20 protein-coding genes are annotated in these 25,719 nt (G+C 69.1%); 13 read left to right on the top strand and 7 right to left on the bottom strand.

Translation table 11 applies throughout. The annotated features are described in order from the left end of the window. Positions 1 to 28: 28 nt before the first annotated feature. Positions 29 to 2,446, bottom strand: coding sequence for a helicase-related protein (locus tag JYK02_RS31850; protein WP_207056641.1), 2,418 nt, complete (start codon positions 2,444 to 2,446; stop codon positions 29 to 31). 241 nt (positions 2,447 to 2,687) lie between these two features. Here JYK02_RS31850 and JYK02_RS31855 point away from each other — a divergent pair, with 241 nt between their 5' ends. Continuing rightward, the gene (locus JYK02_RS31855; protein ID WP_242589426.1) at positions 2,688 to 3,161 is read left to right on the top strand and encodes a ferritin-like domain-containing protein; all 474 of its coding nucleotides are present in this window, start codon (positions 2,688 to 2,690) and stop codon (positions 3,159 to 3,161) included. A gap of 60 nt (positions 3,162 to 3,221) precedes the next feature. Here the strand turns inward: JYK02_RS31855 and JYK02_RS31860 are convergent, their stop codons facing one another. Further along, a complete protein-coding gene (locus JYK02_RS31860; RefSeq protein WP_207056643.1) occupies positions 3,222 to 4,229 on the bottom strand; it encodes a fatty acid desaturase family protein in 1,008 nt (335 codons plus the stop codon). A 99-nt stretch (positions 4,230 to 4,328) separates the two neighbouring features. Continuing rightward, complete coding sequence (locus tag JYK02_RS31865; protein ID WP_207056644.1) at positions 4,329 to 5,156, bottom strand: polyphosphate kinase 2 family protein; 828 nt, start codon at positions 5,154 to 5,156, stop codon at positions 4,329 to 4,331. A gap of 151 nt (positions 5,157 to 5,307) precedes the next feature. Here JYK02_RS31865 and JYK02_RS31870 point away from each other — a divergent pair, with 151 nt between their 5' ends. Next, entirely contained in the window at positions 5,308 to 6,744 is a 1,437-nt protein-coding gene (locus JYK02_RS31870; protein WP_207056646.1) for a cytochrome c peroxidase, read from the top strand. Between the two features lie 7 nt (positions 6,745 to 6,751). Here JYK02_RS31870 and JYK02_RS31875 read toward each other — a convergent pair whose 3' ends face one another. Then, positions 6,752 to 7,237: an SRPBCC family protein gene (locus tag JYK02_RS31875; protein WP_207056647.1), complete on the bottom strand. Its 486-nt coding sequence runs from the start codon at positions 7,235 to 7,237 to the stop codon at positions 6,752 to 6,754. A 360-nt stretch (positions 7,238 to 7,597) separates the two neighbouring features. Here JYK02_RS31875 and JYK02_RS31880 point away from each other — a divergent pair, with 360 nt between their 5' ends. The 11 genes from JYK02_RS31880 to JYK02_RS31935 all read left to right on the top strand — a co-directional run bounded on the left by JYK02_RS31880 (position 7,598) and on the right by JYK02_RS31935 (position 21,320). Continuing rightward, complete coding sequence (locus JYK02_RS31880; protein WP_207056649.1) at positions 7,598 to 8,230, top strand: OsmC family protein; 633 nt, start codon at positions 7,598 to 7,600, stop codon at positions 8,228 to 8,230. Beyond that, entirely contained in the window at positions 8,160 to 8,408 is a 249-nt protein-coding gene (locus JYK02_RS31885) for a hypothetical protein (RefSeq protein WP_207056651.1), read from the top strand. Before JYK02_RS31880 ends, JYK02_RS31885 begins: the two co-directional genes overlap by 71 nt. 189 nt (positions 8,409 to 8,597) lie before the next feature. Then, complete coding sequence (locus JYK02_RS31890) at positions 8,598 to 10,727, top strand: PAS domain-containing sensor histidine kinase (protein WP_207056653.1); 2,130 nt, start codon at positions 8,598 to 8,600, stop codon at positions 10,725 to 10,727. Continuing rightward, a complete protein-coding gene (locus JYK02_RS31895) occupies positions 10,724 to 12,064 on the top strand; it encodes a sigma-54-dependent transcriptional regulator (protein ID WP_207056655.1) in 1,341 nt (446 codons plus the stop codon). Before JYK02_RS31890 ends, JYK02_RS31895 begins: the two co-directional genes overlap by 4 nt. 12 nt (positions 12,065 to 12,076) lie before the next feature. Beyond that, positions 12,077 to 12,952, top strand: coding sequence for a subclass B3 metallo-beta-lactamase (gene bla, locus JYK02_RS31900; RefSeq protein ID WP_207056657.1), 876 nt, complete (start codon positions 12,077 to 12,079; stop codon positions 12,950 to 12,952). Positions 12,953 to 13,042: 90 nt separating this feature from the next. Beyond that, a complete protein-coding gene (locus JYK02_RS31905; protein WP_207056659.1) occupies positions 13,043 to 13,252 on the top strand; it encodes a hypothetical protein in 210 nt (69 codons plus the stop codon). Positions 13,253 to 14,233: 981 nt separating this feature from the next. Then, complete coding sequence (locus tag JYK02_RS31915; protein WP_347402634.1) at positions 14,234 to 16,573, top strand: S8 family peptidase; 2,340 nt, start codon at positions 14,234 to 14,236, stop codon at positions 16,571 to 16,573. Positions 16,574 to 16,641: 68 nt separating this feature from the next. Continuing rightward, positions 16,642 to 16,821, top strand: coding sequence for a hypothetical protein (locus tag JYK02_RS31920; RefSeq protein ID WP_207056663.1), 180 nt, complete (start codon positions 16,642 to 16,644; stop codon positions 16,819 to 16,821). 267 nt (positions 16,822 to 17,088) lie between these two features. Further along, positions 17,089 to 17,796, top strand: coding sequence for a hypothetical protein (locus JYK02_RS31925; RefSeq protein ID WP_207056665.1), 708 nt, complete (start codon positions 17,089 to 17,091; stop codon positions 17,794 to 17,796). Then, positions 17,793 to 18,704 carry a type VI immunity family protein gene (locus JYK02_RS31930; RefSeq protein WP_207056667.1) on the top strand — a complete coding sequence of 304 codons (912 nt, stop codon included), beginning with the start codon at positions 17,793 to 17,795 and terminating at the stop codon, positions 18,702 to 18,704. Before JYK02_RS31925 ends, JYK02_RS31930 begins: the two co-directional genes overlap by 4 nt. Positions 18,705 to 18,875: 171 nt before the next feature. After that, complete coding sequence (locus JYK02_RS31935) at positions 18,876 to 21,320, top strand: Ig-like domain-containing protein (protein ID WP_207056669.1); 2,445 nt, start codon at positions 18,876 to 18,878, stop codon at positions 21,318 to 21,320. A gap of 9 nt (positions 21,321 to 21,329) precedes the next feature. Here JYK02_RS31935 and JYK02_RS31940 read toward each other — a convergent pair whose 3' ends face one another. Genes JYK02_RS31940 through JYK02_RS31950 form a run of 3 tightly spaced genes read right to left on the bottom strand, consistent with a single transcriptional unit; the run spans position 21,330 to position 25,626 of the window. Next, positions 21,330 to 22,625: a porin gene (locus JYK02_RS31940; RefSeq protein WP_207056671.1), complete on the bottom strand. Its 1,296-nt coding sequence runs from the start codon at positions 22,623 to 22,625 to the stop codon at positions 21,330 to 21,332. 51 nt (positions 22,626 to 22,676) lie between these two features. Continuing rightward, positions 22,677 to 24,140, bottom strand: coding sequence for a sigma-54-dependent transcriptional regulator (locus tag JYK02_RS31945; RefSeq protein ID WP_207056673.1), 1,464 nt, complete (start codon positions 24,138 to 24,140; stop codon positions 22,677 to 22,679). Next, on the bottom strand, positions 24,130 to 25,626 hold the full coding sequence (locus JYK02_RS31950; protein WP_207056675.1) for a HAMP domain-containing sensor histidine kinase: 1,497 nt from the start codon (positions 25,624 to 25,626) through the stop codon (positions 24,130 to 24,132). Before JYK02_RS31950 ends, JYK02_RS31945 begins: the two co-directional genes overlap by 11 nt. Positions 25,627 to 25,719: the final 93 nt, after the last annotated feature.

The following is a 25,719-nucleotide window of genomic DNA, read 5'->3' on the forward strand; positions in this document are numbered from 1 at the left end:
GCAGGCGGCCAGCTCCCTGGACGTCCTCTCAGGAGGGGCGGTCGTTGAGCCACTTCGAGCCCGCAGGTTCACGGCCGCGAGCGCCATTCGTGTCCGGAGCCGTCGGGGAGGGCTTCCGTCCCCGCCTGCGCCGCCGCCGCTTCGAGGCCGCGCCCGGGGGCTGTCCGCCCAACGCCCGCAGCACCTGCGCGCGCACGCTTCCATCCAGTCGCAGTTGTTGCAGGAGCGCATGCGCCTGCCGGGCGCCCTGGGGATGGCGCAATCCCTCTCCCAGCCGCTCCACGATGTCGATGCGCAGCGCCACCGGCCCGATGACCTCGTAGCCGAAGGAGCGCGCGTTCCGGCCGCCCAGCGCCGCGACGTTCAGCGCCGGCTCCTGCGGGATGCCCTGTGGGCACGGAGCCTGCTGGAACAGCGCCGTCAGCATGGCCCGCCGCTCCAGGGCCTGGGGCGACAGGGCTCCGGTGACGTAGAGGAATCGCTGGCCCTCGTGGACGCCCTGCGCCTTCAGCCGCTCCCGCGACTCCTCGTCCAGGAGCTTCCACTGTTCGCGCGCCTCGCCCTGGGAGATGACGCCCAGCCCTTCCGCCAGCCGGTAGGCCACGCCTCGCAGCGCCGGTGCGCGGCTCTCGCCTGTGAAGGACTCCGCGGGAAAGCCTCCCATGGCCTCCGTGACCAGGTCCCTCGCCAGCGCCACCAGCCGGCGCTCCAGCCGCTGCCGCGCGCCGCCCGTCCACACCTCCGGCTCCGCCAGCGCGAGCTGCGGTGAGCGCCGGTCGCGTCCCCGCACCAGCCGGGCCAGCGGCTGCGATTCGAAGGAGATGCGCCCCAGGGGGTCCACCTCGAAGGCGTCGTGCGTCGCGTCCACCACGCGCTGGACGAACTGCTCCTCCGTCATCACCGCGCCTTCCGCGCCCGGCACCTCCGTCAAGAGCTGCCCCAGCTTGGCGAACGGGCTGTCCGAAGCGGCCTGCGGCTGCGCGCTGGCCCTCACGAAGCGGCGCGCGCTCCTCCTCGCCGCGCGCTGGACGAAGCGCTCCACCAGCCGCTCATGCAGGGCATCGCCCAGCGCGTCCTCGATGCGGCGCGTGCGCTCCTGCCAGTCCGCCGCGTCTTGCAGCCAGCCCGGACGGTGGCTGATGTACGTCCAGATGCGGATGGCCGCGAGCCGGTCCATCAGCGTGTGGATGTCCCCGGATGCGTCGTCGAGCGGTGACACCTGCCGGCCCAGCCACGTGGGGTCCAGCTTTCCGTCCCCCGCGGTCAGTTGCAGGAACGTCTCACGCAGGAGCGCGACGTGCTGGCCGAAGAGGCCCTTGCGGAAGTCCGGGACCTGGCAGACCTGCCACAACAGTTCGACGGAGGCCTTGTCGGTGGTGAGCTCGCGGATGGCGGGCACGGCCGACAGCCCCTTGAGCGCGTCGAAGTCGTCCGCGCGCTCCACCCGGACGAAGGCGTTGTCACGCGGCGCCCGCGACAGCGAGTCCAGCAGCGCCTCCGGGCTGGAGAAGTCGAGCGAGGAGTTGCGCCAGATGAGGCTGCGCACCGCCGGGAAGCGGTGCGATTCGATGGCGGAGACGACGCGTGGCGGAAGCTCCGGCAGCGTGTTCAGCGCACCGAAGCTGCCGTCGTTCAGGTGGCGCCCCGCGCGGCCGGCGATCTGCGCCAGTTCATCCGGATACAGGTCGCGCTGTTCGGCGCCGTCGAACTTGGAGAGCGTCGCGAAGGCCACGTGGTTGAGGTCCAGGTTCAACCCCATGCCAATGGCATCCGTGGCCACGAGGTACTGGACCTCGCCGGACTGATACATGGCCACCTGCGCGTTGCGCGTCCGGGGCGACAGCGCGCCCAGCACCACCGCCACGCCACCCCGCAGGCGCCGCAGCGACTCGGCCAGCTCGTAGACGCGGTCCGCGGAGAACGCGACCACCGCCGAGCGCGGCGGCAGGCTCTTCAGCGACTTGCGCCCGGAGTAGCGCAGCTGCGACAGGCGCGTGGCGCGCTTCATGGACGCATGCGGGATGAGCGCCTGCACCATGGGCCGCATCGTCTCCGCGCCCAGGAACCAGGTCTCCTTGCGACCTCGCGCGTGGAGCAGCCGGTCCGTGAAGACGTGCCCGCGTTCCCGGTGCGCGGCGAGCTGGATTTCATCCACCGCGAGGAAGTCGACCTGCCGGTCGGTCGGCATCGCCTCCACGGTGCAGATCCAGTAGTCGGGCCGGGGCGGGATGCGCTTCTCCTCGCCCGTCATCAGCGCGACGCGGCCCTCGCCCACCTTCGCGGTCACCCGGTCGTAGACCTCACGGGCAAGCAAGCGGAGGGGCAGCCCGATGATGCCGGAGTCGTGCTCGAGCATCCGTTCGATGGCGCGGTAGGTCTTCCCGGTGTTCGTGGGCCCCAGCTCCGCCACGACGACGGACGGACGGCTGGATGGGCTCGAGCTCATTGGCGAAGACTAACCCCGAACCCCCTCCTCCGCCCCGAAGGGCGCAAGGGATGTTCGCGGGCAACGTCCCTGCCCGCGCCGGGCGTGGAAGCAAGCGTCGGCGGCGGGAAACCCACCGGGGAACCCGGGCCCCGGGGTGGGACGGACAGGCGCGGAGCTCCGGCACGCGGGGGCAGGTGGGATGGACGGCGTTGCCCGGGCCGCCCAGCTTCCCGACACCTCGCCGCCCGGAGGCAGTGCCATGGCCGACACGCGTCCGCAGCCGTTCGACCCCGGAGACGACCTCCGGGTCCGGCTCACGCTGCTCAACGCCGCGCTCGCGACGAAGGTCGTCCACGTGCGGTGCTACACGCGCGATGCCCTGTGCGCGGCGGGCCCCGGCTCGGAAGCGGTGAAGGCCGCGTTCGGCCGGAACGCGCGCGAAGCCCAGGGCCACGCGCTGAGGCTCGCCGAGCGCATCCAGCAACTGGGCGGACGGCCCGACTTCCACGTTGGAGGACTCATGTCCCGCGGTGACACCCACGACGAAGAGGGGCGGACGCTGGTGGAGTTGCTCCGCGAGAACCTGGCGGCGGAGCGCGCCGCCATCGAGACGTACCGCGACCTGCTCCCCTACTTCGCGGAGCGCGACCCCGACACGCAGCGGCTGCTGGAGGAGCTGCTCACCGAGGAGGAGTCGCACGCCAGGGCGCTGCAAGCGCTGCTGGAGCCTTGAGACCCCGGCCCGGTGGGTTCCTCGGGCGGGTCCTGAACGGACCCGCCGGGCCGTGGTTCCTCAGGCGCTGGGGGCGAGCCGCGCGTCGCGGTAGCGCACCATCCGCTTCAGCGACGGATCCCACAGGTTCAGCCGCAGGCAGCCCACGATGTCCTTCAGCGTGAGCGTGGTGACGTGGGGTCCCTGGAGCTCCGGGATGGCCGCCATCGCCTCCGGCAGCCGGTAGAACGGGATGCGCGGGTTGAGGTGGTGCACATGGTGGTAGCCGATGTTGCCCGTGAACCACTCCATCACCGGCCCGAAGCGCATGTAGCTGCTGGCCTCCAGCGCCGCGTCCGCGTGGTTCCACGACGTCTCCGGCAGGATGGCTACGTCATCGAAGTTGTGCTGCGCGTAGAAGAGGTACGTGCCCAGCGCGTACGCGACGAACAGCGGCCCCAGGAAGGCGCAGAGGTAGACGCCCAGGCCCAGGAAGTGCCAGACGGCAGCGGACAGCGCCACGTGCACGCCCAGCGCGAGCCCGGAGGACCAGTAGCGCTTCGGGTTCTTCACGAACGGCTGGAGGCACAGGCTGTAGAGGAACGCGGTGAAGTAGCCGAGCATCAGCGTCACCGGGTGGCGCTCCACCACGTAGCCCAGGCGCTGCGCGCCCGTGGCCTTGCGCCACTGCTCCGTGGTCCAGGTGACGAACGTGCCCGCCGAGTCCGCGGCGATGCGCGCGGTGTTGGCGTGGTGGTGGTTGTGCGTGTCGTTCCAGATGCGCGCGGGCGTGAGCGTGAGCAGCCCCTGCACCTGGAAGAGCGCCTTCGCCCACCGGGACTTCGGCAGGAGCGCTCCGTGCATGGCGTCGTGGAAGAGGATGAAGCAGCGGATCAGCACCAGCGCTTCAATGAAGCCGCCCACGATGCGCAGGGGCCACCACGGCGCGGCCACCGCCAGCGCGACCGCGCCCGCGAGCGCGGCGTAGGTGGAGACGAGCGCCCCGACGGAGCGCGCGGTGTCCTGGGCCGCGAAGGGACGCGTGCGGGCGATGAGGTCCTTGCTCGACAACGACGCGGTTCGTTCCATGGCGCCGTTGTCCCATCCCCATGTCACGGCCGGGTCAGCGGTTCCCACGACACGCGGCGTGGGCCTTCCGCGTCATCCATGACGCGGAAGGCCGTGTCTTCAGCGCTTCTTGCGCCAGGCGCGGAGCTCCGCCTTCTTGTGCTTGCCGACCTCGTCCAGGCGCTCCTGCCACTGCTCCCGGTAGGGGCGCAGGGCCTCCGCCACGGCGCGGGCCACCACGAGGTTGCGGTACCACTTGGCGTCCGAGGGCACCAGGTGCCAGGGCGCCTGCTCGGTGGACGTCTGCGCGAAGACGTCTTCGTAGGCCTGCGTGTAGTCCGCCCAGTGCTTGCGGTCCTCCCAGTCCCCCGCGGAGATCTTCCACGCCTTGCGCGGCTCCTTCTCGCGCGCCAGGAGCCGCCCCTCCTGCTCCTCGCGGCTGATGTGGAGGAAGAACTTGAGGACGACGGTGCCGTGCTCCGCGAGCAGGGTCTCGAAGTCGCGGATGTGCTGGTAGCGCGCCTTCCAGAGCGGCTTGGGGACCAGGTTGTTCACGCGCGCCACGAGCACGTCCTCGTAGTGCGAGCGATTGAAGATGGCGAACTCGCCCTTGCGCGGGGCCACGCGGTGCACGCGCCAGAGGAAGTCGTGCTCCTGCTCCTCGGTGCTGGGCACGCCGAAGGAGGTGACGCTCACGCCGCGCGGGTTGAGGCTGCCCACCACGTGCTTGATGGTGCCGTCCTTGCCGGCGGTGTCGCGCCCCTGCAGGACGATGAGGACGGAGTTCATCTTCGCGCCCCACAGCAGGTCCTGCAGGTCGAACAGCTCCTCGCCCAGCGCCTCGAACTCCGCCTTCGCCTCCTCGCGGTCCGCCTTCTTCGGCGGCGCCGCGGAGATGCGCTCGAGCTTCACCTTCGCGCCCTGCTTGTCATTGCGGATGATGTCCATGGTCCCCAGCGTGCCCGGAGCGGAGGCGGATTCACACCATTCCAGGTCCCGGCGTCACCGAAACGTCCGGGTCGAATCATTCAAGGGCGGTGACACGAAGCGGGGGGGCGCGGTGTTCCCTTGCCCATCGTAGGAAATGGGAGGGGAACACATGGCAGGGCATCGACTCATCGCGCGCACCGTGGGGGCCTTCGTGCTCGCCGGGCTCGTGGGCTGCACCGAGGGCGCATCACCCGTGGAGGCCACCGACCCGCTCGCGACGTCCCAGGCGGAGCTGGTGTCCCCGGGGCAGGCGGTGGCCGGCAGGAAGCACTTCCAGGAGGCCCTGCCCGGCTCCAACGGGCGCTCGTGCGCGACGTGCCACGTGCTCTCGGACAACACCGCGCTCACGCCCTCGCACGTGGAGGCACTCTGGGCCCGGAACCCCGCGGATCCGCTGTTCAACCGCATCGACGCGGATGACCCCGCCGCCCCCGTGCCCACCTACGAGCACCTGAAGAAGGGACTGGTGCGCGTGGTGCTCCCCCTCCCCGCGAACATGGACGTCATCGACGTGCAGGGGAACGTCATCACCTCACCGGACCGCAAGGTGGCCGTCTGGCGCGCCGTGCCGAGCATCGCCGACACCGGTTTCTCCGGCCCCTTCCAGGCCGACGGCCGCGAGACGGACCTCGTCACCCAGGCCCAGAGCGCCGTCACCAGCCACAGCGAGGGCGGGACCGTGCCGCGCCCCGTGCTCCAGCGCATCGCCGCGTTCGAGCGCAGCGTCTTCAGCTCCCCGCGCGCCCGCTTCGTGTCGGAGCTGCTGGAGCAGGGCTGGCCGCTGAGCGCCATCCCGGATCCGGACGCCCTGCTCCTGCTCGACGCCTCCGAGCGGCGCGGACGCGACGTCTACAACCTGGCCTGCGAGGCCTGCCACGGCGACCGCACCCGCAACCGCGTCGTGAACCGCGCCACGCACGACGCCCTCTTCTACGCCCTCAAGCCCGACGGCAACATCCAGTTCACCGTCACGCCCGGCGGCCGGCCCGAGCCCGTCCGCGTCCCCCGCCCCCACAGCGAGTTCCTCAACGCGGGCTACGCGTACATGACCTACCTGGGACAGCGCGGCGTCGTGCCCCTCTTCAACACGTCCGTGGACTTCCCCCAGTACCGCTTCCGCTTCTACACGGACGGCACGCGCCAGCACCGCGTCACCGACCTGCCCCCCATCCCCGTCACGGCGAGCGGCGACCCGGACGACATCAACCCCGCCCTGGATGAGAACGGCGCGCCCATCACCGGCCCCGCGCTGGCGGCCCAGTGGTACTCCACCGACCCCGGCCGCGCGTTGATCAGCGGCGACCCCGCGGAGTTCGAGGCCTTCGACGTGCCGTCACTGCGAGGCATTGCCCGCACCGCGCCCTACTTCCACGACAACAGCCACGCCACGCTCCTGGACACGGTGGACACCTACAGCCGCTTCATCCTCCCGGGCATCCCCACCGTGGGCCTGCCGCTGCACCCGCCCGAGTTCCCGGGCGGACCGCCGGAGTCCCTCACCCCGGCGCAGAAGCAGGACCTGCTGCGCTTCCTCCAGCGGCTGTGAGCGCCCTTCAGCGCCGCCACTCCAGCTCCGGCGCGGACACCCGGGGCGGAGGCGGCAGGAAGGTGTGCGCCAGCCCCCGCAGGCCCCGCGCGAAGAACTCCTCGCGCAGCCACTGACACACCGCCGCCGCCTCGCCCTCGTGGCCGGGCGCCAGGCTGAACGTCGCGGACCACTCGACGAAGGTCTGTCCGGTCGCCGTCACCGGCGTCACCCGCAGCTTCGCCAGGTGGTCGCGCACGGGCAGCGGCCCCTCCACCAGCGTGTACGCATAGCTGCGCGCGTGCGGGTCGTGCTCCAGCCTCGCCTCCAGGTACACCTCGCCGTCGCGCGTGGTGAGCCGGCGCAGGGGGCCGGGCCCGGTCTCGGGGCGCGTCACCCGCTCGCTGGAGACGACGCCCGGGTGCCAGCGCGGAAGGCTGTCAAAGCCTCCCACCCGGTCCCAGACCACGTCCGCGGGGGCCTGGATGAGCTGACTTGCATACGCTTCGGCCATCGATGCCTCACGTCGTTCTTGCATGGACATGGTTCAAGCGGCCGTGCGGCCCTGGAAGCCCTCGCAAAGCCATACAGTCAACGCACACCGCACCCCACCACCGCGTCGCATCGAACCCATGCCGTCCCCCCATGTCAGGCATTGAGGCGCTGGATGTGGAGCAGGGACGGCGGAGGCGAAATCGTCCAAAAGGGCTGTTGCCGGGCGGCCGCATCCCGGGCCAGGGCGCATGTGGCCTCGCGATCACCGTCCTACCTGGGGGGACTCGTACTCAAGGGCAATGCCCTGCGGAATGTGAAGCATTGCCGCGGCATGCGTGTTGAAAGCGCATTGCGCATACCCCGACCGAGGACATGCCTGATGACCTCCGCTTCCATCACCGAGTACGAAACGCGCCTCTACTGGCAGGGTGAGCGGGCCGCCGTGCTGACGAGCGACCATGCGCCCCCCGTGCCGATTGGCCGCCCGATGAATGACCTGGCTGGCGGCCCCGGAGATGGGCGCTGGGACCCGGAGGCGCTGCTGGTGGGCGCGGTGGAGGGGCGCACCCTGCACGCGTTCCTGGACGGGGCCCGGGAAGCAGGCGTGGGGGTGCTCTTCTACCAGAGCTGCGCGACGGCCCGGCTGGTGAGCGGGAGGCCGGATCAGGCCGCCCAGTTCACCGACCTCATCGTCCGGCCACACGTCGCCGTGGCCAGCGCGCGGGAGGCGGAGGCCGTGCGCCAGCTCTTCGCGCGGCTGCCGGCGCGCTGCTTCCCCAGCTCCATGCTCCAGCTCACCCCGCGCATCGAGCCCGTGGTGGAGGTCTGGGCCCACTCCCGCCGCCGGGACGCCGGGGCACCTGTCGAAAACCACGCACCCGCTGACGGCGACGAGGGCGTGGCGGTTCCCTGGGAGGACGGCGTGCGCAGTGTGAAGGTCCATGCCGACGAATCCACAGACGAACCCTCCCGCGAAGCCGGTGAAGGAGCCGGAGCCGAAGCCCACGCCTGAGATCGAACCGCCCCGGCCGTCCGTGCCGGAGAAGGATCCGCCGCCGGGCGAGCCCCAGCGCCGGGAACCGCCTCCGCCCTTGCAGGACCCCGAAATCAAGCCGGGCATCCAGGATCCACCCGCGCATGATCCGAACCGTCCGGGACCGCCGGACATCATCGCGGGGCCGGCTGTCTGAGATTGCTCCCGTCCGCGCGGCTCGGGGGTTTCCACAGGTTCCGCGCACCGGGCGTTCCATCGGGTTCACCGGCAGGGAGGGCTTCGGGGTCCTCCCTGGACCTTTGTTCAATGCCCGCGATGGCCGCGCCCGGCCGGCGATGCAAGCCGATGCGGGGAATCGTAGAGTGAGGCGCGCTCCCCGCGCGCCATGGCCTCGTCCTCTTCTCCTCCACTCCTGCGGATCATCGCCGCCGCCACGGCGTGCGCGGTGCTCATGGCGCTGGTGGGGGCGTGGAGCGGGAGCCTGGCACCGGGGCCTCGCGTCGCGGTGCTGGCGGCGGGCGCGTTCGTACTGGCGGCGGCAGGCGCATGGGCCGCCCTTCGAGCCCTGGCCCGGAACGAGCGCGAGTGCATCCGCTTGCGCGAACAGTCGGACGACGCGCGGGCGCTGCGCGACGCGGTCATGGACATCACGCCGGTGGGCTTCGCGTTCTACGACCGCGACCTGAAGTACGTGCACGTCAACGCCGCGCTGGCCGCGATGAACGGCCTGCCCGCGCAGGCGCACCTGGGCCGCCATGTCTCGGAGGTGCTGCCCGCGCTGGGCACCGTGCTGGCGCCCCGGCTCGCCCGCGCGCTGGAGTCGGACGCGTCCCTGCAGGATCTCAGCCTCCAGGTGGAGACGCCCGCGGCCCCCGGCGAGACGCGCTTCTGGTTTGGCAGCTACTCGCGCGTGCGCGGCGCGGGCGGCGCGGTGCTGGGCGTCATCGCGTCCCTGTCGGAGGTGACGGAGCGGATGCGCGCGGAGGCGTCCCTCCAGGAGCAGGACGGGCGCCTGGACGTGCTCACCCGGTCGCTGCCGGACTACCTGTGGGGTGGGAAGCTGCGGGACGGCGTATTGCGTGACTTCTACTGCACGCCCGTCATCGAGCGCACCACCGGCTACCCGCCCAGCGCCTTCACCGGCGGCGGTCCGGAGGGCACACCCTCGCCGCTGTGGGCGGAGATGATCCACCCCGAGGACCGCACGCGCTACCGCGAGTGCATCGAGTCCCTGGCCCTGGCCCCGAGCACGGAGGTGGAGATCGAGCACCGCATCATCTGCGCGGACGGGCGCGTGCGCTGGGTGCGCAGCCGCGCCGCGGCCTCCGGCCTGGACGACCGGGGCGGCGTGCACCTGGGCTGCGTCGTCACCGACATCACCGACCGGCGCCTCGCGGAGGACCTGCGTCAGCGATTGAACGACAGCTTCCGCCGCTCCGCGACGGAGTGGCGCCGCACCTTCGACGCGGTGTCCTCGCCGCTGCTGGTGCTGAGCGCGGACGGCATCATCCACCGGCTCAACGACGCCGCCCGCTTGCTCTTCCGGGAGGCGGACCCCTCCGGCCAGCCGCTGTCCTCGACCTCCGGGGCCCCGCCCTGGTCCAGCGCGGGGCCGCTGGTGGAGGAGTTGCGCGCGACGCACGGCAGCACCAGCCGCCAGGTGCAGGACGCGGAGTCCGGGCGCACCTGGGAGCTGGCGGCCGCCTGGGTGGATGAGCAGGCCAGCGAGGATCCGCGCATCATCCTGGTGGCCACGGAAGTGACGCGGCTCCTGGAGCTGCAGGCCCACGTGCGCCGCAGTGAAACGATGGCCGCCATGGGCGCCATCGTCGCGGGCGTGGCGCACGAGGTGCGCAACCCCCTCTTCTCCATCTCCGCCGTCGTGGACGCGGTGGAGGCCACCTACGGCGCGCAGCCGGAGCTGAAGCCCTATCTGGACGTGCTGCGCGGCGAGGTGCGCCGGCTCACGCACCTCACCCAGGAGCTGTTCGAGTACGGCCGTCCCACGCGCGGCGAGTGGACGGACGGCGCGGTGGGCCCGGTGGTCGCCGAGGCCCTGTCGGCCTGCCAGCTTCCCGGCGACAAGGCCTCCGTGACGCTCACGCGCGAGCTGTCGGACGCGCTGCCTCCGGTGCGCATGGACGCGCGCCGCCTGTTCCACGTCTTCCGCAACGTGGTGGAGAACGCCGTGCAGCACTCTCCCCAGGGCTCGACCGTGCACGTGACGGCGGAGGCCGTGGAGGAGGCGGGCCGCCCGTGGGTGCGTTGCACCGTCCACGACGGAGGGCCCGGCTTCAAGAGCGAGGACCTGCCCCACGTCTTCGAGCCCTTCTTCAGCAAGCGCCGCGGAGGCACCGGCCTGGGGCTGTCCATCGTCCAGCGCATCCTGGAGGAGCACCAGGGCCGCATCCGCCTGTCCAACCATCCCCAGGGAGGAGCCGAGGTGACCATCCTGCTGCCCGCCCTGTCCCCGGCTGTGATCGCCGGGCCCCATCCGAAGTCACAGGTATCATGACGCGCACCCGCATCCTGCTCGTGGACGACGAGCCCGGCGTCCGGCTGGGCATGAAGGGCTACCTCACACAGCACGGCTTCGACGTGGACGAAGCCACCAGCGTGGCGGAGGCCCAGGAGGGCTTCCGCACGCACCGGCCCGACGTGGCCGTCATCGACTACCGGCTGCCGGACGGCACCGCGCTGGAGCTGCTGCCCCGGCTCAAGGAGCTGGACGCGGCGGTGCCCCTGGTGGTGCTGACCGGGCACGGCTCCATCGAGCTGGCGGTGCAGGCGGTGAAGGAAGGCGCCGAGCAGTTCCTCACCAAGCCGCTGGAATTGGCGGTGCTCAAGGTGGTGCTGGAGCGGCTCGTGGCCCAGCGGCGCGAGCGGCAACGGCTGGCCGCGGATCGCTCGCGCACGGCGCGCACCCAGGTGGACCCCTTCCTGGGCAACAGCCCCGCCATCCGCGCGCTGCGCGACGAAGCGGAGCGCGTGCGGGACAGCGACAGCCCGGTGCTCGTCACCGGCGAGACGGGCAGCGGCAAGAGCGTGCTCGCGCGCTGGCTGCACGAAGGTGGGCCGCGCAAGGACGCCCCGTTCGTGGACCTCAACTGCGCCGCGCTGTCCAAGGACCTGCTGGACTCGGAGTTGTTCGGCCACGAGAAGGGCGCCTTCACCAGCGCGGTGGCCGCGAAGCAGGGCCTGCTGGAGGTGGCGGACCGGGGCACGCTGTTCCTGGATGAGATTGGCGACATGGACGTGGCCGTCCAGCCCAAGCTGCTCAAGGTGCTGGAGGAGAAGCGCTTCCGGCGCCTGGGCGACGTGAAGGACCGGCGCGTGGACGTGCGGCTCGTCGCCGCCACGCATCAGGACCTGCAGGTGGCCGCGCGGGAGAAGCGCTTCCGCAGCGACCTGTACTTCCGCATCAGCACGCTCATCCTCCACGTGCCGCCCCTGCGCGAGCGCGCGGAGGACGTGCCGGTGCTCGCGCGCCACTTCCTCGCGGAGATGGGCGCGCACCGGGGCCGGGGCCAGGTGGAGCTGGAGCCCGACGCGGAGCGGGCCCTGATGGCCTACGCCTGGCCGGGCAACATCCGCGAGCTGCGCAACGTGCTGGAGCGCGCGGTGCTGCTGTCCGGCACCGCCCGCCTGTCGCGCAGCGCCCTGCGCTTCGAGTCCCTCCTCCCCGCGGAGGAGCAGCCCCTGGGCGATGACCTGACGCTGGAGGAGCTGGAGCACCGGCACATCGAACGCGTGCTGGCGCGCGAGGGCGGCCACGTGGAGCGCGCGGCGGCGAAGCTGGGCATCTCCCGCAGCTCGCTCTACGCGAAGCTCAAGGGGTGGCAGCGGGGCTAGGATGCCGGCGCCATGCGCCTCCAGACCTTCGCCAGCGCCCTCGCCGCGACCCTGCTGCACTCCACCTCCGCCCTCGCCGCGCCGCCGCCTCTTCCGCAGCTGGAGGCCTATACCGTGGATGCGACCTGGCTCCAGCCCATGGAGCCTCTGCGCATCGCCGACCACACCTGGCAGATCGGCACCCAGGAGCTGACCGCCCTGCTGGTGGAGACCCAGGACGGCCTCGTGCTGCTCGATGGCGGCATGCCCCAGATGGCCGACCATCTGCTGTCCAACCTGAAGCGCCGTGGCTTCGCGCCGCAGGACCTGCGCCTGCTGCTGAGCAGCCACGCACACGCCGACCACGCCGGCCCCTTCGCCGCGCTGAAGCGCCGCACCGGCGCGCGGGTCGTGGCCAGCGCCATGTCCGCGGTGATGCTGGCGCGTGGGGGCAGCGACGACCTGCACTTCGGTGACGACATCACCTTCCCGCCCGTCGTGGTGGACCGCGTGGTCATGGACGGCGAGGTCGTCTCGCAAGGCGGCGTCGAGTTCACCGCGCACTTCATGCCAGGGCATACGCCGGGCAGCATCGGCTGGACGTGGAACGACACCCGGGACGGCAAGCCGGTACGCCTTGCCTACGCGGACAGCCTGACCGCGCCCGGCTATCAGCTGCTGGCCAACCCGCGTTATCCACGCATCGTCGAGGACTACCGGCGCAGCTTCGCCACCGTGCGCGCCCTGCCCTGCGACGTGCTGCTGACCCCGCATCCGGGCTCGAGTGGCTGGAACTACGCAGCCGGAGCGGCGGCCGGCGCCAAGGCGATGAGCTGCATGGCCTACGCGGATGCCTCCGAGCGCGACTTCAACGCGCAACTGGCCAAGCAGCGCCGCAAGGCCCGTTGACGACGGCAGCACCACAATCAGTCACCCAGGATTCAAAAGACAGACACACCACCCGGGGCATGATTGCGCGACAACCCTCACGGAGGATGCATGCGCACGTTCCTGATTGGCGGTTTGCTGGCGTTGGCGGTGGGCTGTGGCGGTCCCATGGAGCAGGAGGAGGCGCCGGACCTGGCCTCGCAGGAGGCGCCGCTCCCGGACTGCGCCAGCAGCGTGACCAGCGTCAGGACCTACTACAACGCCGCCCGCACGACGATCATCGGCGAGCGCGGATGCGACTGCGGGTACTGGCTCAGCTGAGGCCAGACATCGACCGCCTCCGACATCCACACCACCTGCGAGATCAACCGCTGAAGGTGGCCGTAATTCGACCCGGTGCCTTGGCTCCGGCGACGTTGTTGCCTGCCAAGCCACTGTGGCTTCTCAGACAATGACAGCCATCGACTCAACGAGAGCTACTCCTTGTTGGCTTCGGGAAACTCCACCGGAGCCATTCCAATGAAGCTTCGGCGTGGCCCGCACCCTGCTGATCGACACATCGAGGCCTGACCCATGCCTGTGTTTCATGGAGCCCGCCGGCTCGCACTTTGCCTGCTCACGTTCGTTCTCGCCTGCGGTTCCACTGAGCTGGATTCAACGCCTGGGGAGGATGACGACAGCGGTAAGGTCGCCGCGCGCACCCTCACACCGAACGGGGCGACGCTCCCGGTGGGCGAGACGCTGACCCTCGCCGCGCAGGCGCTCGATGACAGCGGCCACACGCTCAAGAACATCGAGGTCACTTGGTCCTCCTGCCTGCCAGAGCCAGCGACGCCTGCGGCCGACGAAATTGCGCGCCGACAAGGCCTACGCCTCCGGGAAAAATCGGAGTGGGCTTCGCCTGCGCAGCACTACCGCCCGCATCGCGCGCCCGGGTGTCGAGCCCAAGGAAAGGCTCGGACGCTACCGCTGGGTCGTTGAGCGCACGCTGGCTTGAAAGAATTTCTTGCGCCGTCTTTGCGTCCGCAACGAGCCCAGGGACGACGTCCATTTCGGATTCCTCCTCCTTGGCTGCTGCGCTATGCTTCTCCGCCGACTCTGTCCTGACATTTATTAGGCTTTACATTGCCCTACCAGCCAAGGTGCACTCAAATGAGACAACGCAACCTACCTGGAACTACATGCACAAGAACTCTCGCACTCGCGCTAGGACTGCTGACGGCTTCGCTCGCGGAGGCAGCGCCTAGCGCATTGAAGGAACGGGCTCCCGCGAGCAAGCTGCAGAGCGCCCTGGTTGGGGACGTGGTGGTGGAGCGGTTGGTGGTGAAGTTTCACGAGGGCACGCGGGTGCGACTGCGTGGTGGCCGTTTCGTAGTGCTCGCTGAGGAGCGCGAGTCTGTCGAGCGCGCGCGCATGGTGAGGCGGGGCTTGACGGACGTGAGGCTGGGGGCAGACCTGACTGCGGCGCTTGCTGTGCTGGAGCGTGTGCCCCGCATCGGCGCGCCGGGCCGGCTGTTCACGGATGCGGAGTCGGTGTTGAACGAGCGGAAGCGCACCGGCGAGGAGCGGGGTGGCCAGCAACTCGCAGACCTCAACCTATATTTCGAGGTGCCACTGCTTCCCGGCACATCCGCAGGCTCTGTTGCGCAGTTGGTGAAAGAACTCAATGCGATGGACAGCATTGAGGTGGCGTACGCCGAGCCTCGCCCGGTGCCTGCCATGGTGGACTTTGGGTTGAGCGACACCGTGCGGAGTCTGCTGACAGCAGCAGACCTCCCCCCAGTCACTCCCATGTACGAAAGTCTCCAGGGATACCTGAATGCTGCGCCCAGCGGTATTGACGCGCGGTACGCATGGACTGTGCCTGGTGGCAATGGTTCCGGCGTGCGCATTGTAGACGTCGAGAATGGATGGCGCACCACCCACGAGGACATGCCAAACCTCTTCACGCAGATTGGCACGCTGTACCCGGATAGCGCCCACGGCACCGCAGTACTGGGTGTAATCGTGGGCGTGGCCAATGGCTATGGAGTGACGGGCATCGCGCATGGTGCGACGGCGGGCGTGGCGTCGGCCTGGGGGCAGCACTCGGCGTCCTCCATTGCCAGCGCTGCGGCTGCGGTAGGACGTGGCGGCGTCGTCCTTATCGAACTGCAGTATCCGGGTCCGGTGATCCGCGCGACGTGTGGCTGCAACGGGTCCGATTGCAATTTCGTCCCACTAGAGTGGTTGCAATCCAATTACGATGCCATCGCCACAGCGACCGCCAACGGCGTCACGGTGGTGGAAGCCGCCGGCAACGGCGGTGTCAGCTTGGACGAGGCCGGATTTGGCAACGCATTCAACCGCAACGTGCGTGACTCGGGCGCAATCCTCGTGGGCGCCAGCACCGCCAACACGCGGGAACCCATGTGCTGGACCAATTACGGCAGTCGAGTGGACGTTCACGGATGGGGCCAGAATGTGACGACGCTGGGTGGTGATGGTCGCCTTTTCGACTACGGCTTCGTCTACGACGAGGACCAGCACTACACGTCCACTTTCAGCGGCACCTCAAGCGCGGCGCCCATCGTGACCGGCGCCGTTGCCAGCCTCCAAGGCATCTCGATCTCCAGTGGCCGTGGGTTCATCGAGCCGCGAACAATGCGGCGAATCCTCGCGGAGACCGGAACGCCACAGGCCGCATCAAGCAAGGCCATCGGCCCGCTCCCCGACCTTAGACAAGCCATCAACCGACTGCTCAACGGCAATTACAATTCAATCGCGTGCACCGGCCAGACGCCTCGAGGGGCGACGAACTGGCAACCCTATGACGCGGGCGGAGCGGGCACGATGTACCTGGATGTGAACACATCAGGTTGCGGCTTCTTGTCGACACCTCGCTACTTCGCGTCCATCGGCGGTGACTCCAACCACTGGTCGGTCAGCGGTGCTTCGGCCATCTACTTCCCCACGGCCACCGGCTTCCGCGTTTACGTCTCCCAGGGCGGAATTAACCCTTCTCTCGCCAACCAGCTCGGCTACCACCTCAACTGGCAGGCTCTGCCGAACGGCCTGCGACTGCCATCGCTGTGTGCGGGGCAGACCCCTCCAGGAGCGACGAACTGGCAACCCTACGGAACGGGTACGATGTACCTGGATGTGAACACATCGTACTGCGGTTTCTCGTCAACGCCACGGTACACCACGTCCATTGGTGGTGACACGGACCACTGGTCGCTCAACGGTGCCTCGGCCATCTACTTCCCCACAGCCACCGGCTTTCGTGTCTACGTTTCCCAGTCTGGCATCACCCCTGCCCTTGCCAACCAACGACGCTATCACCTCAACTGGCAGGCCACGCCTCCTGGCGTGTATCAGCCGTACTTGTGCACTGCACAGACCCCTCCAGGGGCGACGAACTGGCAACCCTACGGAACGGGCTCGATGTATTTGGATGTGAACACGTCGTTCTGCGGTTTCTTGTCAACGCCGCGATACATCACGTCCATTGGTGGTGACACGGACCACTGGTCACTCAATGGTGCCTCGGCCATCTACTTCCCCACGGCCACTGGCTTTCGCGTCTATGTTTACCAAGCTGGCATTACCCCTGCCCTCGCGAACCAACGCCGCTACCACCTCAACTGGGGCGCACGCTAACACTACTCGGTCAGATGTATCGGAAGAGGCAGCCCCGTGTTGATGGTGCATGAGAGTCCCCTGCTTCCGTGGACACCCACGATATGATGGAAGGGTGTTCGATGCCGGAGAGCGAGAAGAAGCAGAGGCGGCAGCGGCGTAGGTTCCGCCCGGAGTTCAAGACTGGGGCTGTGAAGCTGCTGGTGCTGGAGGAAGGCGAGTCGGTGGCGCGGGGCCTGGACCTGACCGAGACGGCACTTCGAAAGTGAGTGAATCAGGCGAAGGCCGACACGGGCCAGGGCAGGCCGGGTGCGCGCACCTGCGAGGAGCGGGTGGAACTCTCCGATCAATGACGCCCTGCCGATTGCCTCCCCTGGACCAAGGGCCCGCCGTGGGCCCGCTTGGGAGCGTATGACGGCATGGCGTCGGATAGAATCCGGCGCATGCGTCCCGTGACGAGTCTCTGGATGGCCTGTGCCCTGCTGACGGCTTGTGCTGGTGGTTCACGGCATTCCCGGCATGGGGAGTTGGGGTTCGTGGATACGGACACGGCCGCACGGGCACGGTATGCGGCGTATGTGGCGGAGCAGGCCGCCGCGTCCGCCACCCGGGCCGCAGCGTCCCGCCTGCTCCGCGCCATTCCACCGGCCATCCTCGCACTGATGCAACAGGACCACGATGAGGGGGAACTCGAAAAGCAACTCGCCGCATGCGCGGTGCAAGCCGAGCAGGTGGGGAATGCGCGCTACTTCCAAGACCGACCTCTGACGCGGCAGGAGTGCGCTGAAGTCGTTGAGAAGGACCGCTGCGGCAATGCCGTGACCCGAGCCATGTTCCTGGGCAAGCAGAAGCACGTGCTTGCACTTCAGTGCGCCGAGGAGGTGCTGAGGAGGCTGTGGCCAGCGCCCTTCAGCATCGAGCAACGCTACCGCTACTACCCGCATGCCCGGATGGTGGAGACCCTCAGCAAGCAGAAGGAAGCGCAGCTCATCGCTGATGGCTGCACCGACGAACTCCGGGGGACCATCAAGCCGGACATCGTCCTGCACGGCGACCGCAACTTGCTGAAGTCCATACTCACGCTGGACTTCAAATTCCCGTGCCCGGCCAGCAACCAGCCACAGTGGGCCTCGTATGGCCCAGGGAGCCCTTATTTCAGAAGCAACCAGCGCACCGTCTACGAAGCCGCGTTGGGCGGAAAGCCTTTGCTCATCTCGCCACAGAGAGGAGTGTGGGCCCCATGAAGGAAGCCCCTCCCTCCATTCAGCTTCGAGACAAAGGTGGTTGGCTGGCCGCGCAGGACGGCCTCGTCATCTCCTTCTACCTCAACACCTCCCCTGAAGAAGTCGCGCCTGCCATCTGGCGCTCCCTCCAGCGCTATCTCCAGGTCATCCCGCCCAAAACCTTGAATTGGTACGTCTCGGACGAGGGAGACATGGCCCCATTGGATGATATGGGCTGGGAGCAGATCCGTCAGTACCTGCTTGAACCTCCATGGAACGGCGCCTGGGCGATCGAGTTGTCGGAGAGCCCTAGCGAGGCGGGAAGCTACCAGTTCGAGTACTATGGGCGGCGGCCAGGCGATCCCCTCTACAAGGATCCGACCACATCCGTTTCATTCGCATTCCCGACCCAGGACCTGCGGGAACATGGCGCACTCCGGATGCGCGCATTGGCCCTTGAGCTGGCGGAGGAATTGCCTTTCAACTTCGGATACGTCAGTCCCGCCATTGTCTCGCCCCATGGCTACTGGTCTTCGGGGGATGGGCACCTTCTCGAGGCGCTCCTCAATCGATACCCCAGTCTGGACCTCTACCACGCCAGCACCTATAGCTCGCTCATCGGTACGCAGGCGCTGAGTCCCACATGGCTTACCTTTCTGGGTCAGCCCCTGTTGGGACAAATGGGTGGCATCGACGCGCTCCGGAACGCGCTTTCCTTTCCGGAGGTCTCCCTGCTCCCCATGGACGGGGACCGTGTTCTCGTCACCCTGGACGAATGGCCAGCGCTCATCGACACAGAGCGGGAGGCCATCCCTCCCCAGTATCGCGCGCTGGCACGCCTGATGGAGCCCTTCCTCTTCCAGTACAAAAGCGAAGAGCTCCTTCCCTACCAGCAGGACATGAACCGACGGATCCGCAGATTCCTCTAACCCTCGGACAGGGCCTTGTTGCCTGCCAGGCCACTGTGGATTCCCAGGCAACGACAGTCATCAAATCACGGATGGATATTTTGTTGATTTGGGGAAACTCCGTCCGGAATCATGACGATAAAACTTCGGTGTGGCCCGCACCCTGCGGATCGACACCTTGAGGCCTGACCCATGCCTGTGTTTCATGGAGCCCGCCGGCTCGCGCTGTGCCTGCTCACGTTCGTTCTCGCCTGCTCTTCCACTGAACCGGATCCGAAGCCCGGGGAGGACGACGACAGCGGCAAGGTCGCCGCGCTCACCCTCACCCCGAACGGGGCGACGCTCCTGGTGGGCGAGACGCTGACCCTGGCCGCGCAGGCGCTCGATGAGAGCGGCCAGACGCTCAAGAACGTCCAGGTGACCTGGTCCTCCTACCTGCCCGAGTACGCCACCGTGGCCGACGGCCGGGTGACCGGCGTAGCCCCTGGCGGCACTGTCATCACCGCCAGGGTGGGTTCGGTGAGCACGACCCTGTCGGTCGTCGTGATGCCGGGCGACGCGTCCCTTCCGTCGAGCGACGAGGTCCTGACGTCCGCGCACGAGTCAGGCATCATCAACGACGAGGAGCTGCTGGCCTACCGGGTGTACGCCGCGTTCAGCGATCCCCGGCTGCCCCTCCAGTACAAGGCCCGCGTCGAGCCGGGCTTCGACGTCACCCCGCTGGAAGACCTGCACTCACGCTTCGACGACCTCTCCGCGCCGATGCAGGAGGCGCTCGGGATGTACCTGCTGCGTCCAGACGACCCGGGGAGCTGGCTCAACGCGCCCCTTCCCGACGCCCGGCTTCGCAGCATGGGGCGGCCTACCTGCAGGCCCAGCACGGACAGGTGGGACTCCCCTTCCAAGTCCTTCTCGAAGGTGAAGGTCTGGTACCAGTACACCGTCCCGGGACAGCGCGAGCAGGCTGTCCTCCTCGACGAGGCGATGGAAAAGGAGATCTGGCCGAAGCTGATGGCGCTGGGCCTCAAGGCGCCCCTCACCGACGAGGCCAACGCGGGCTGCAACGGAGGAAGCCCGCAGCTCGACATCTACCTGACCCCCAACATGGCCGGCCGGGGCCTGACCCTCCCGGACCAACTGGCCAACACGCAGGCACCCACCTACATCCTGCTGTGGGATGGGCTCACCGGTGACGACCTCAAGGCCGCGGCGACGCACGAGCTGATGCACGCCATCCAGTGGTCCTACAAGACGAAGGCCTGGCAGCGCGACTACGGATGGATCCGCGATGCGACCGCGAACTGGGCCATCGACCATGTGTATGGGCAGCAGCCGCAGCTGGAGCATGACTACGCCAACTGCTTCATGAGCAGCCCGGACCTGCCGCTGGAGGATCGCTCCGAGGGGCACTGCACCTCGGCGGCCGCGGGCAGCAAGGCGGCGCGCGACTATGGCGCCTATCTCTTCTTCCAGTTCCTGGCGAAGAAGCACGGCCCGAACGTCGTGGTGGCGGCGCTGGAGAAGCTGACCACGGAGACCTCCAGCCTCACCGCGGTGGACGCTGTCGTCCCCGGCAAGCTGGAGAAGGTCTGGCCGGAGTTCGCGAAGGTGCTCTGGAACCAGGCGCCCATCGACGCCAAGGCGGACTCCTTCGCGAAGTGGGACCAGCTCAAGGAGAAGGTGAAGTTCCACGCGATCAAGGGCGACCTGGCCGGCGCGCCCGAGCTCAAGGAAGACCTCCACGACGAGCTGAAGAACCTGTCCAGCCACTACGAGCACTTCACGTTCAGCGACCCGAACACCCGCTCGATGATCTTCCACAACGGGTGGTTCAAGAACATCACCGAGTCGAAGGAGCCGGTGAAGGTGCTCGCGCTCTGGAACGACGCGAGCGGGACGTGGCACGAGGAGGACTGGAGCAATTACGAATACGTGGGCCTCTGCCGCGACATGAAGTCGCAGCGGGCCCAGGACCTGATCATCATCACCAGCAACGCGAAGTTCGAGCCCAATGGCGGTGGGAGCCTGAAGGCGCAGAAGACGCCCTACCTCAAGCGCAGCAACGTGGGCTGCTGGAAGTACAAGGGCACCACGAAGGCGGTCCTGGTGGGGGTGGGCTGGTCGGGCGGGAGGCACCTCCTCGAGACGAACGTGGAGTTCCAGGTGCTGGGAGGCTTCGCGACCGCGGACTACGACCATCCGAACCTGCCGAACACGAAGCGGCTGGGCGCCTTCATGATCATGCCCCCCACCGGCGACTTCACGCTCGACATCGACTACACGTCCGGTGGGTGCCGGTACACGCACGGGCCCACGAAGTACTCGCTGATCGCCTCGGGCGGGGTGATGTTGATGAACCCCTTCAACGAATTGAAGTCACCGGATCCCGACACCCAGTGGTGGCTGTCGCACGCCTCACGCTCGTACACGTCGGCGCTCTCGGATGGACGCTTCGTGGATGTCGCCGTCAGCGGAGGCCCGGACTGCAGGGGGACGGTGAAGGATGTCCCAGGGAACATCCTCTTCACGGACGCGGGCTCCCCGCCGCTCGCCAAGCCCAATGGCGAGCTGTCCGGGACGTTCCCCTACTCCGACACCGTCTTCACCTGGACGTTGCAGCCGCAGACGGAACCCTGAGTCCGTGCCCTAGAACGCGACCTGGAAGCGGGACAGCACGACGTTCTCCGCTTCCCGGTCGCCACCGTCCGGAGCCCCACCCTCGTAGCCCGTGCGGTGGTAGTTCAGGGAGACGCGCACGCGCCGGTTGAGGGCGAAGAGCGTGGCGACGCCGAAGCCCCGGGCCCGGCTCACGGAGCGGGCCGGGTCCGCGAAGAGGGGGAACGCGTCGTCGTCCAGGTCCAGGCCCTGGTAGCGCACGGAGAGCTCCAGCGCGCCGCCCTTGCCCGTCTTGGGGTCGAACGGCCGGTGAGGCTTGGGGCCCGTGAAGGACGCGTCCCCGCCCAGCACATACGACGCATACGCCTGCCACGCGTGGTGGCGCAGGCGCGCACGCTGATCCCCGACGCTCACCTCCTGTGACGACAGGACGTACTCCGCGAGCAGCCCCACCGGGCCCCAGTAGAAGTGGCCCTGGGGCGAGAGCCGCACGTGCTCTCCGTTCGCGATGGTGGTCGGTCCGGTGGTGCCGTTGTTCAGGTAGCTGAAGATGATCTCCTGGCCGGTGCTGCGCTGGGGCACCAGGCCGGTGTTGGCCGGGGTGGCGGAGGGCGTGCCGAACTGGAGGCCCCGGGAGACGGCGACGCCCAGGCCCAGGCCCTGGAGCGCGGAGGACGTGTCGCCCTTGAAGGGCTGGGCGAAGACGCGGGCCACCAGGTCGAAGCTGTCGTCGGTGTTGACGTCGATGCTGGCGCCGTCGGGATCGCCGTTGACCACCGCGAACGCGTAGTGGAGCCGCCCGCCGGCGATGTCGCCGTGCAACTGAAGGCCCGCGTCGCGGACGGGGACCAGGTCGAAGGTGAGCGAGCGTTCGATGAAGGGAACGTCCGTGTTGGCCTGGAGCAGCTCCAGCCCGAAAGGCGTCTTGAAGCGGCCGGCGCGCAGACGGAGCCACTCCACGGGGCGCAGGTCGATGTACGCGTCCTGGATGAGCGGCTGCGTGTAACCGAAGTCCGGCATGAGGCGGAAGTCCACGAAGCCGAACAGCGTCCCGTCCAGGAAGGGGCGCAGGCGCCGGATGAGGAACGTGTTGGTGCCGCTCCGGTCCGAGTCCGCCACGTAGAAGCGGCCGTCCCCCTGGAGCTGCCCACGGACCTTCAGCACGAAGGCCTTGTCGGCGGTGGAGAAGACGTAGCCCTCCTCGGAGAGCTGGACGCTGGGAGGCTCCGGGGGCTTTTCGGGCTCGGTCGCCTGGGCGCGGGCCGGGGACGCGGCGAGCAGCAGCGCCCCCAGGGTGGCGAGAGGGGCGGCGGAGATGGCGGACACGCGGGACCTTTCACATGAGGGGCGCGCACGTTCCCATGTGAAGTGATGCTGTCAAGGGTCGCGCGGTGCCGGACGCGTGGCCCCGGCCTCGGACGTTTCCTTGAAGTCAGCGGCGGACAGGCCGTGCCGCTTGAGCAGGTCGTAGAAGTCGCTCCGGTTGCGCCCGGCCATCCGGGCCGCGGCGCTGACGCTGCCGTTGCTGCGGCGCATGGCCTCCGCGAGGTAGGCGCGCTCGAAGGCATCGCGCGCCTCGCGCAGCGAGGGCAAGGCCTCCGTCCCACCGGGAACGCCCGGCAGCAGCGGGGCCTCGGCCGGAGGGCGCTCCAGCGCCTGACCCAGGCGGGGCACGTGTCGCGGTTGCAGCTCGTCCGCGCCGGCCAGCAGCACCGCGGCCTCCATCTCGTGGATGAGCTCCCGGACGTTGCCGGGCCAGCCGTAGCGTTGCAGCAGCTCCACCGTCGCGGGCGCGAGCCGCGGCGGACGCAGGCCATAGCGGTTCGCCGTGCGCTCCAGGAAGAGCTGCGCGAGCAGCGGGATGTCCTCCAGCCGCTCGCGCAAGGGAGGCAGCTCGATGGGCACCACGTGCAGCCGGAAGTAGAGGTCCTGACGGAAGCGCTTCGCGGCCACCTCCTCCGAGAGGTCCCGGTTGGTGGCGGCGACCACCCGCACGTCCACGGTCTCCTCCACGTCCGCGCCCACGCGCGTGAGCCGCTGCTCCTGCAGCACGCGCAAGAGCTTCACCTGCACGGACGGGGACGCCTCGCCAATCTCATCCAGGAACAGCGTGCCGCCGTTGGCCGCGCCAAACAGGCCCTCGCGCTCGCGCACGGCGCCGGAGAACGCGCCCTTCACGTGTCCGAACAGCTCGCTCTCCAGCAGCTCCGGCGGAAGCGCGCCGCAGTTGACGGCGACGAAGCGCTCCGCGTTGCGGCGCGAGAGCACGTGGAGCATCCGCGCCGCCAGCTCCTTGCCGGTGCCGCTCTCGCCGGTGAGCAGGACGGTGGCGTCGGTGGGGGCGATGCGGGCAATCACCTCGCGCACGCGCGAGATGGCCTCGCTGACGCCCAGGAGCAGGGGCTCGCCGTCCTCGCCCATGCGCCGCCGCAGCTCCGCCACCTCCCGGCGCAGCACCGAGCGCTCGAGCGCGTGCGTGAGCTTCTGCATGAGCTCGTGGTCGTGGAACGGCTTGGTGAGGAAGCCGTAGGCGCCCTCCTGCATGGCCTGCACCGCGGTCTCGATGGAGCCGTGCGCGGTGAGCATGATGACGGACAGCTCGGGCGCCCGCTGCCGCGCGGCCCGGAGCACGTCCATGCCATCCATGTCCTCCAGGCGCAGGTCGAGCACCATCGCGTCCACGCGCTCCTGCGAGAGCCTGCGCAGGGCGGCCTTTCCCTCGCCCTCCACGGTCACGCGGTAGCCGCGGGAGGTCATGCGCATGGACATGAGCTCCGCGAGCTGGAGGTCGTCGTCCACCAGGAGCACGTGGGGCTGCTGGGCGGGGGTTTCAGGCGTCAAGGCGGCCTCCAGGGGACGTGGGGTCCTCGAGGGGAATCCAGAAGATGAAGGTGGCTCCGGGCCCGGACGTCTCCGCGAGCGACAGCTGGCCGCCGTGCGCGGTGATCATCTCACGCGCGATGGTCAGTCCCAGCCCCGTGCTGCGGCGCCCGCCGACCTCCAGGCTCGCGAAGGGACGGAAGATCCACTCGCGCGCGTGCGCGGGCACCCCCGGGCCCTGGTCCGCGACGGACAGCTGGACCGCGGACACGGAAGTGGCGGCGCCAGGGCGCTTGCGGCTCACCAGCTCACACGAGATGCGCACCGTCTTGCCCGCGCTGGAGACGGCGATGGCGTTGCTCACCAGGTTGGACAGGGCGCGCTCGACCAGGGCGGTGTCCATGGGCGCGCGCACGGGCTTCGCTGCGGGTTCGTACACCAGCTGGACCTTGCGCTCGTCCGCTTCGAAGGCGAGGTCCTGGAGGACGTTCTGGACGATCTGCTCCACCGAGGCCCCGGCGTTGCGCTGCAGCGGCTGGCCGGACTGCACGCGCGACAGGTCCAGCACGGAGGTCACCATGCGGATCTCCCGCTCGCACGCCGCCTGGGCGAGCTTCACCACGCGGGACTGCTGCGGCGTCAGGGGGCCCGTGCTGCCATCGCCCAGGAGCGACAGGGCCTCGCGCACGCGGGCCAGCGGCGTGCGCAGGTCGTGGGACACCGAGGCCACGAACGCGCTCTTGAGCTGATCCAGCTCCGCCAGGCGCCCGCGCATGCGGTCCAGGTCCAGCGACAGCGCGCGCAGCTCCTCGGGCCCGCGCAGTGGGGGCAGCGGGCTGAAGTCCCCCTGACCGATGCGGCGCGCATGCGTGGAGAGCAGCGCCACCGAGTTCGACACCGCGCGCGCCTGCGACAGGGCGAGCACGCCCGCGGCGACGATGCCCAGCAGGCCGAAGAGCCCGCCCGAGCGCAGCGCCGCCGATCCGATGGACCGCGCGTGGTCCTCCTTCGCCTGGATGGCCAGGCGCATGTCCCGCGTGCGCTCGGACCACACCGTGGTGAGGACCTCATCCAGCTGGAGCCGTCGCTCCCGCAGGGGGAACGACACCATCGACTCACAGGTGCCGGCCTGCTCCAGCTGCAGGGCGTACTGCACGTAGTCCTGGGCGCTCGCGCGGAAGCTGGCGTCGAGCTGCGTCGTGCCCTCTCCGAGCGCCTTCTGGAGGTCCTTGCGTGCATCGGCGACGGCGCGGTGTACGGAGGCCGCGCTGCCGTCATTCTGCTCGCAGGCCACCACGCCACGGCGCACCGCGAGCTCCAGCGCCCAGGCCGCGACGTACACGCGCTGCTCGCGCTCGAAGGACGCGAGCTCTTCCTGGCCCACGCTCGCCACCACCTCGTGGGTGTGCATGAGGCCCACGGCCATCTGTGAGAACGCCGCCACCAGCAGCGCGGTGACCACCGCGTAGGACAACAGGAGCCGGGCGCGCAGTCGAAGCACCAACATGGCGCGCAATCTAGCGCGCGACCGTGCGCGCGGCCCGACACTTCGCACGAGCGTCCGCCAGCACCCGCACGGCCGTCTGTCGGTCCCGACAGT

This window comes from Corallococcus macrosporus (assembly GCF_017302985.1).
GTDB lineage: Bacteria > Myxococcota > Myxococcia > Myxococcales > Myxococcaceae > Corallococcus > Corallococcus macrosporus_A.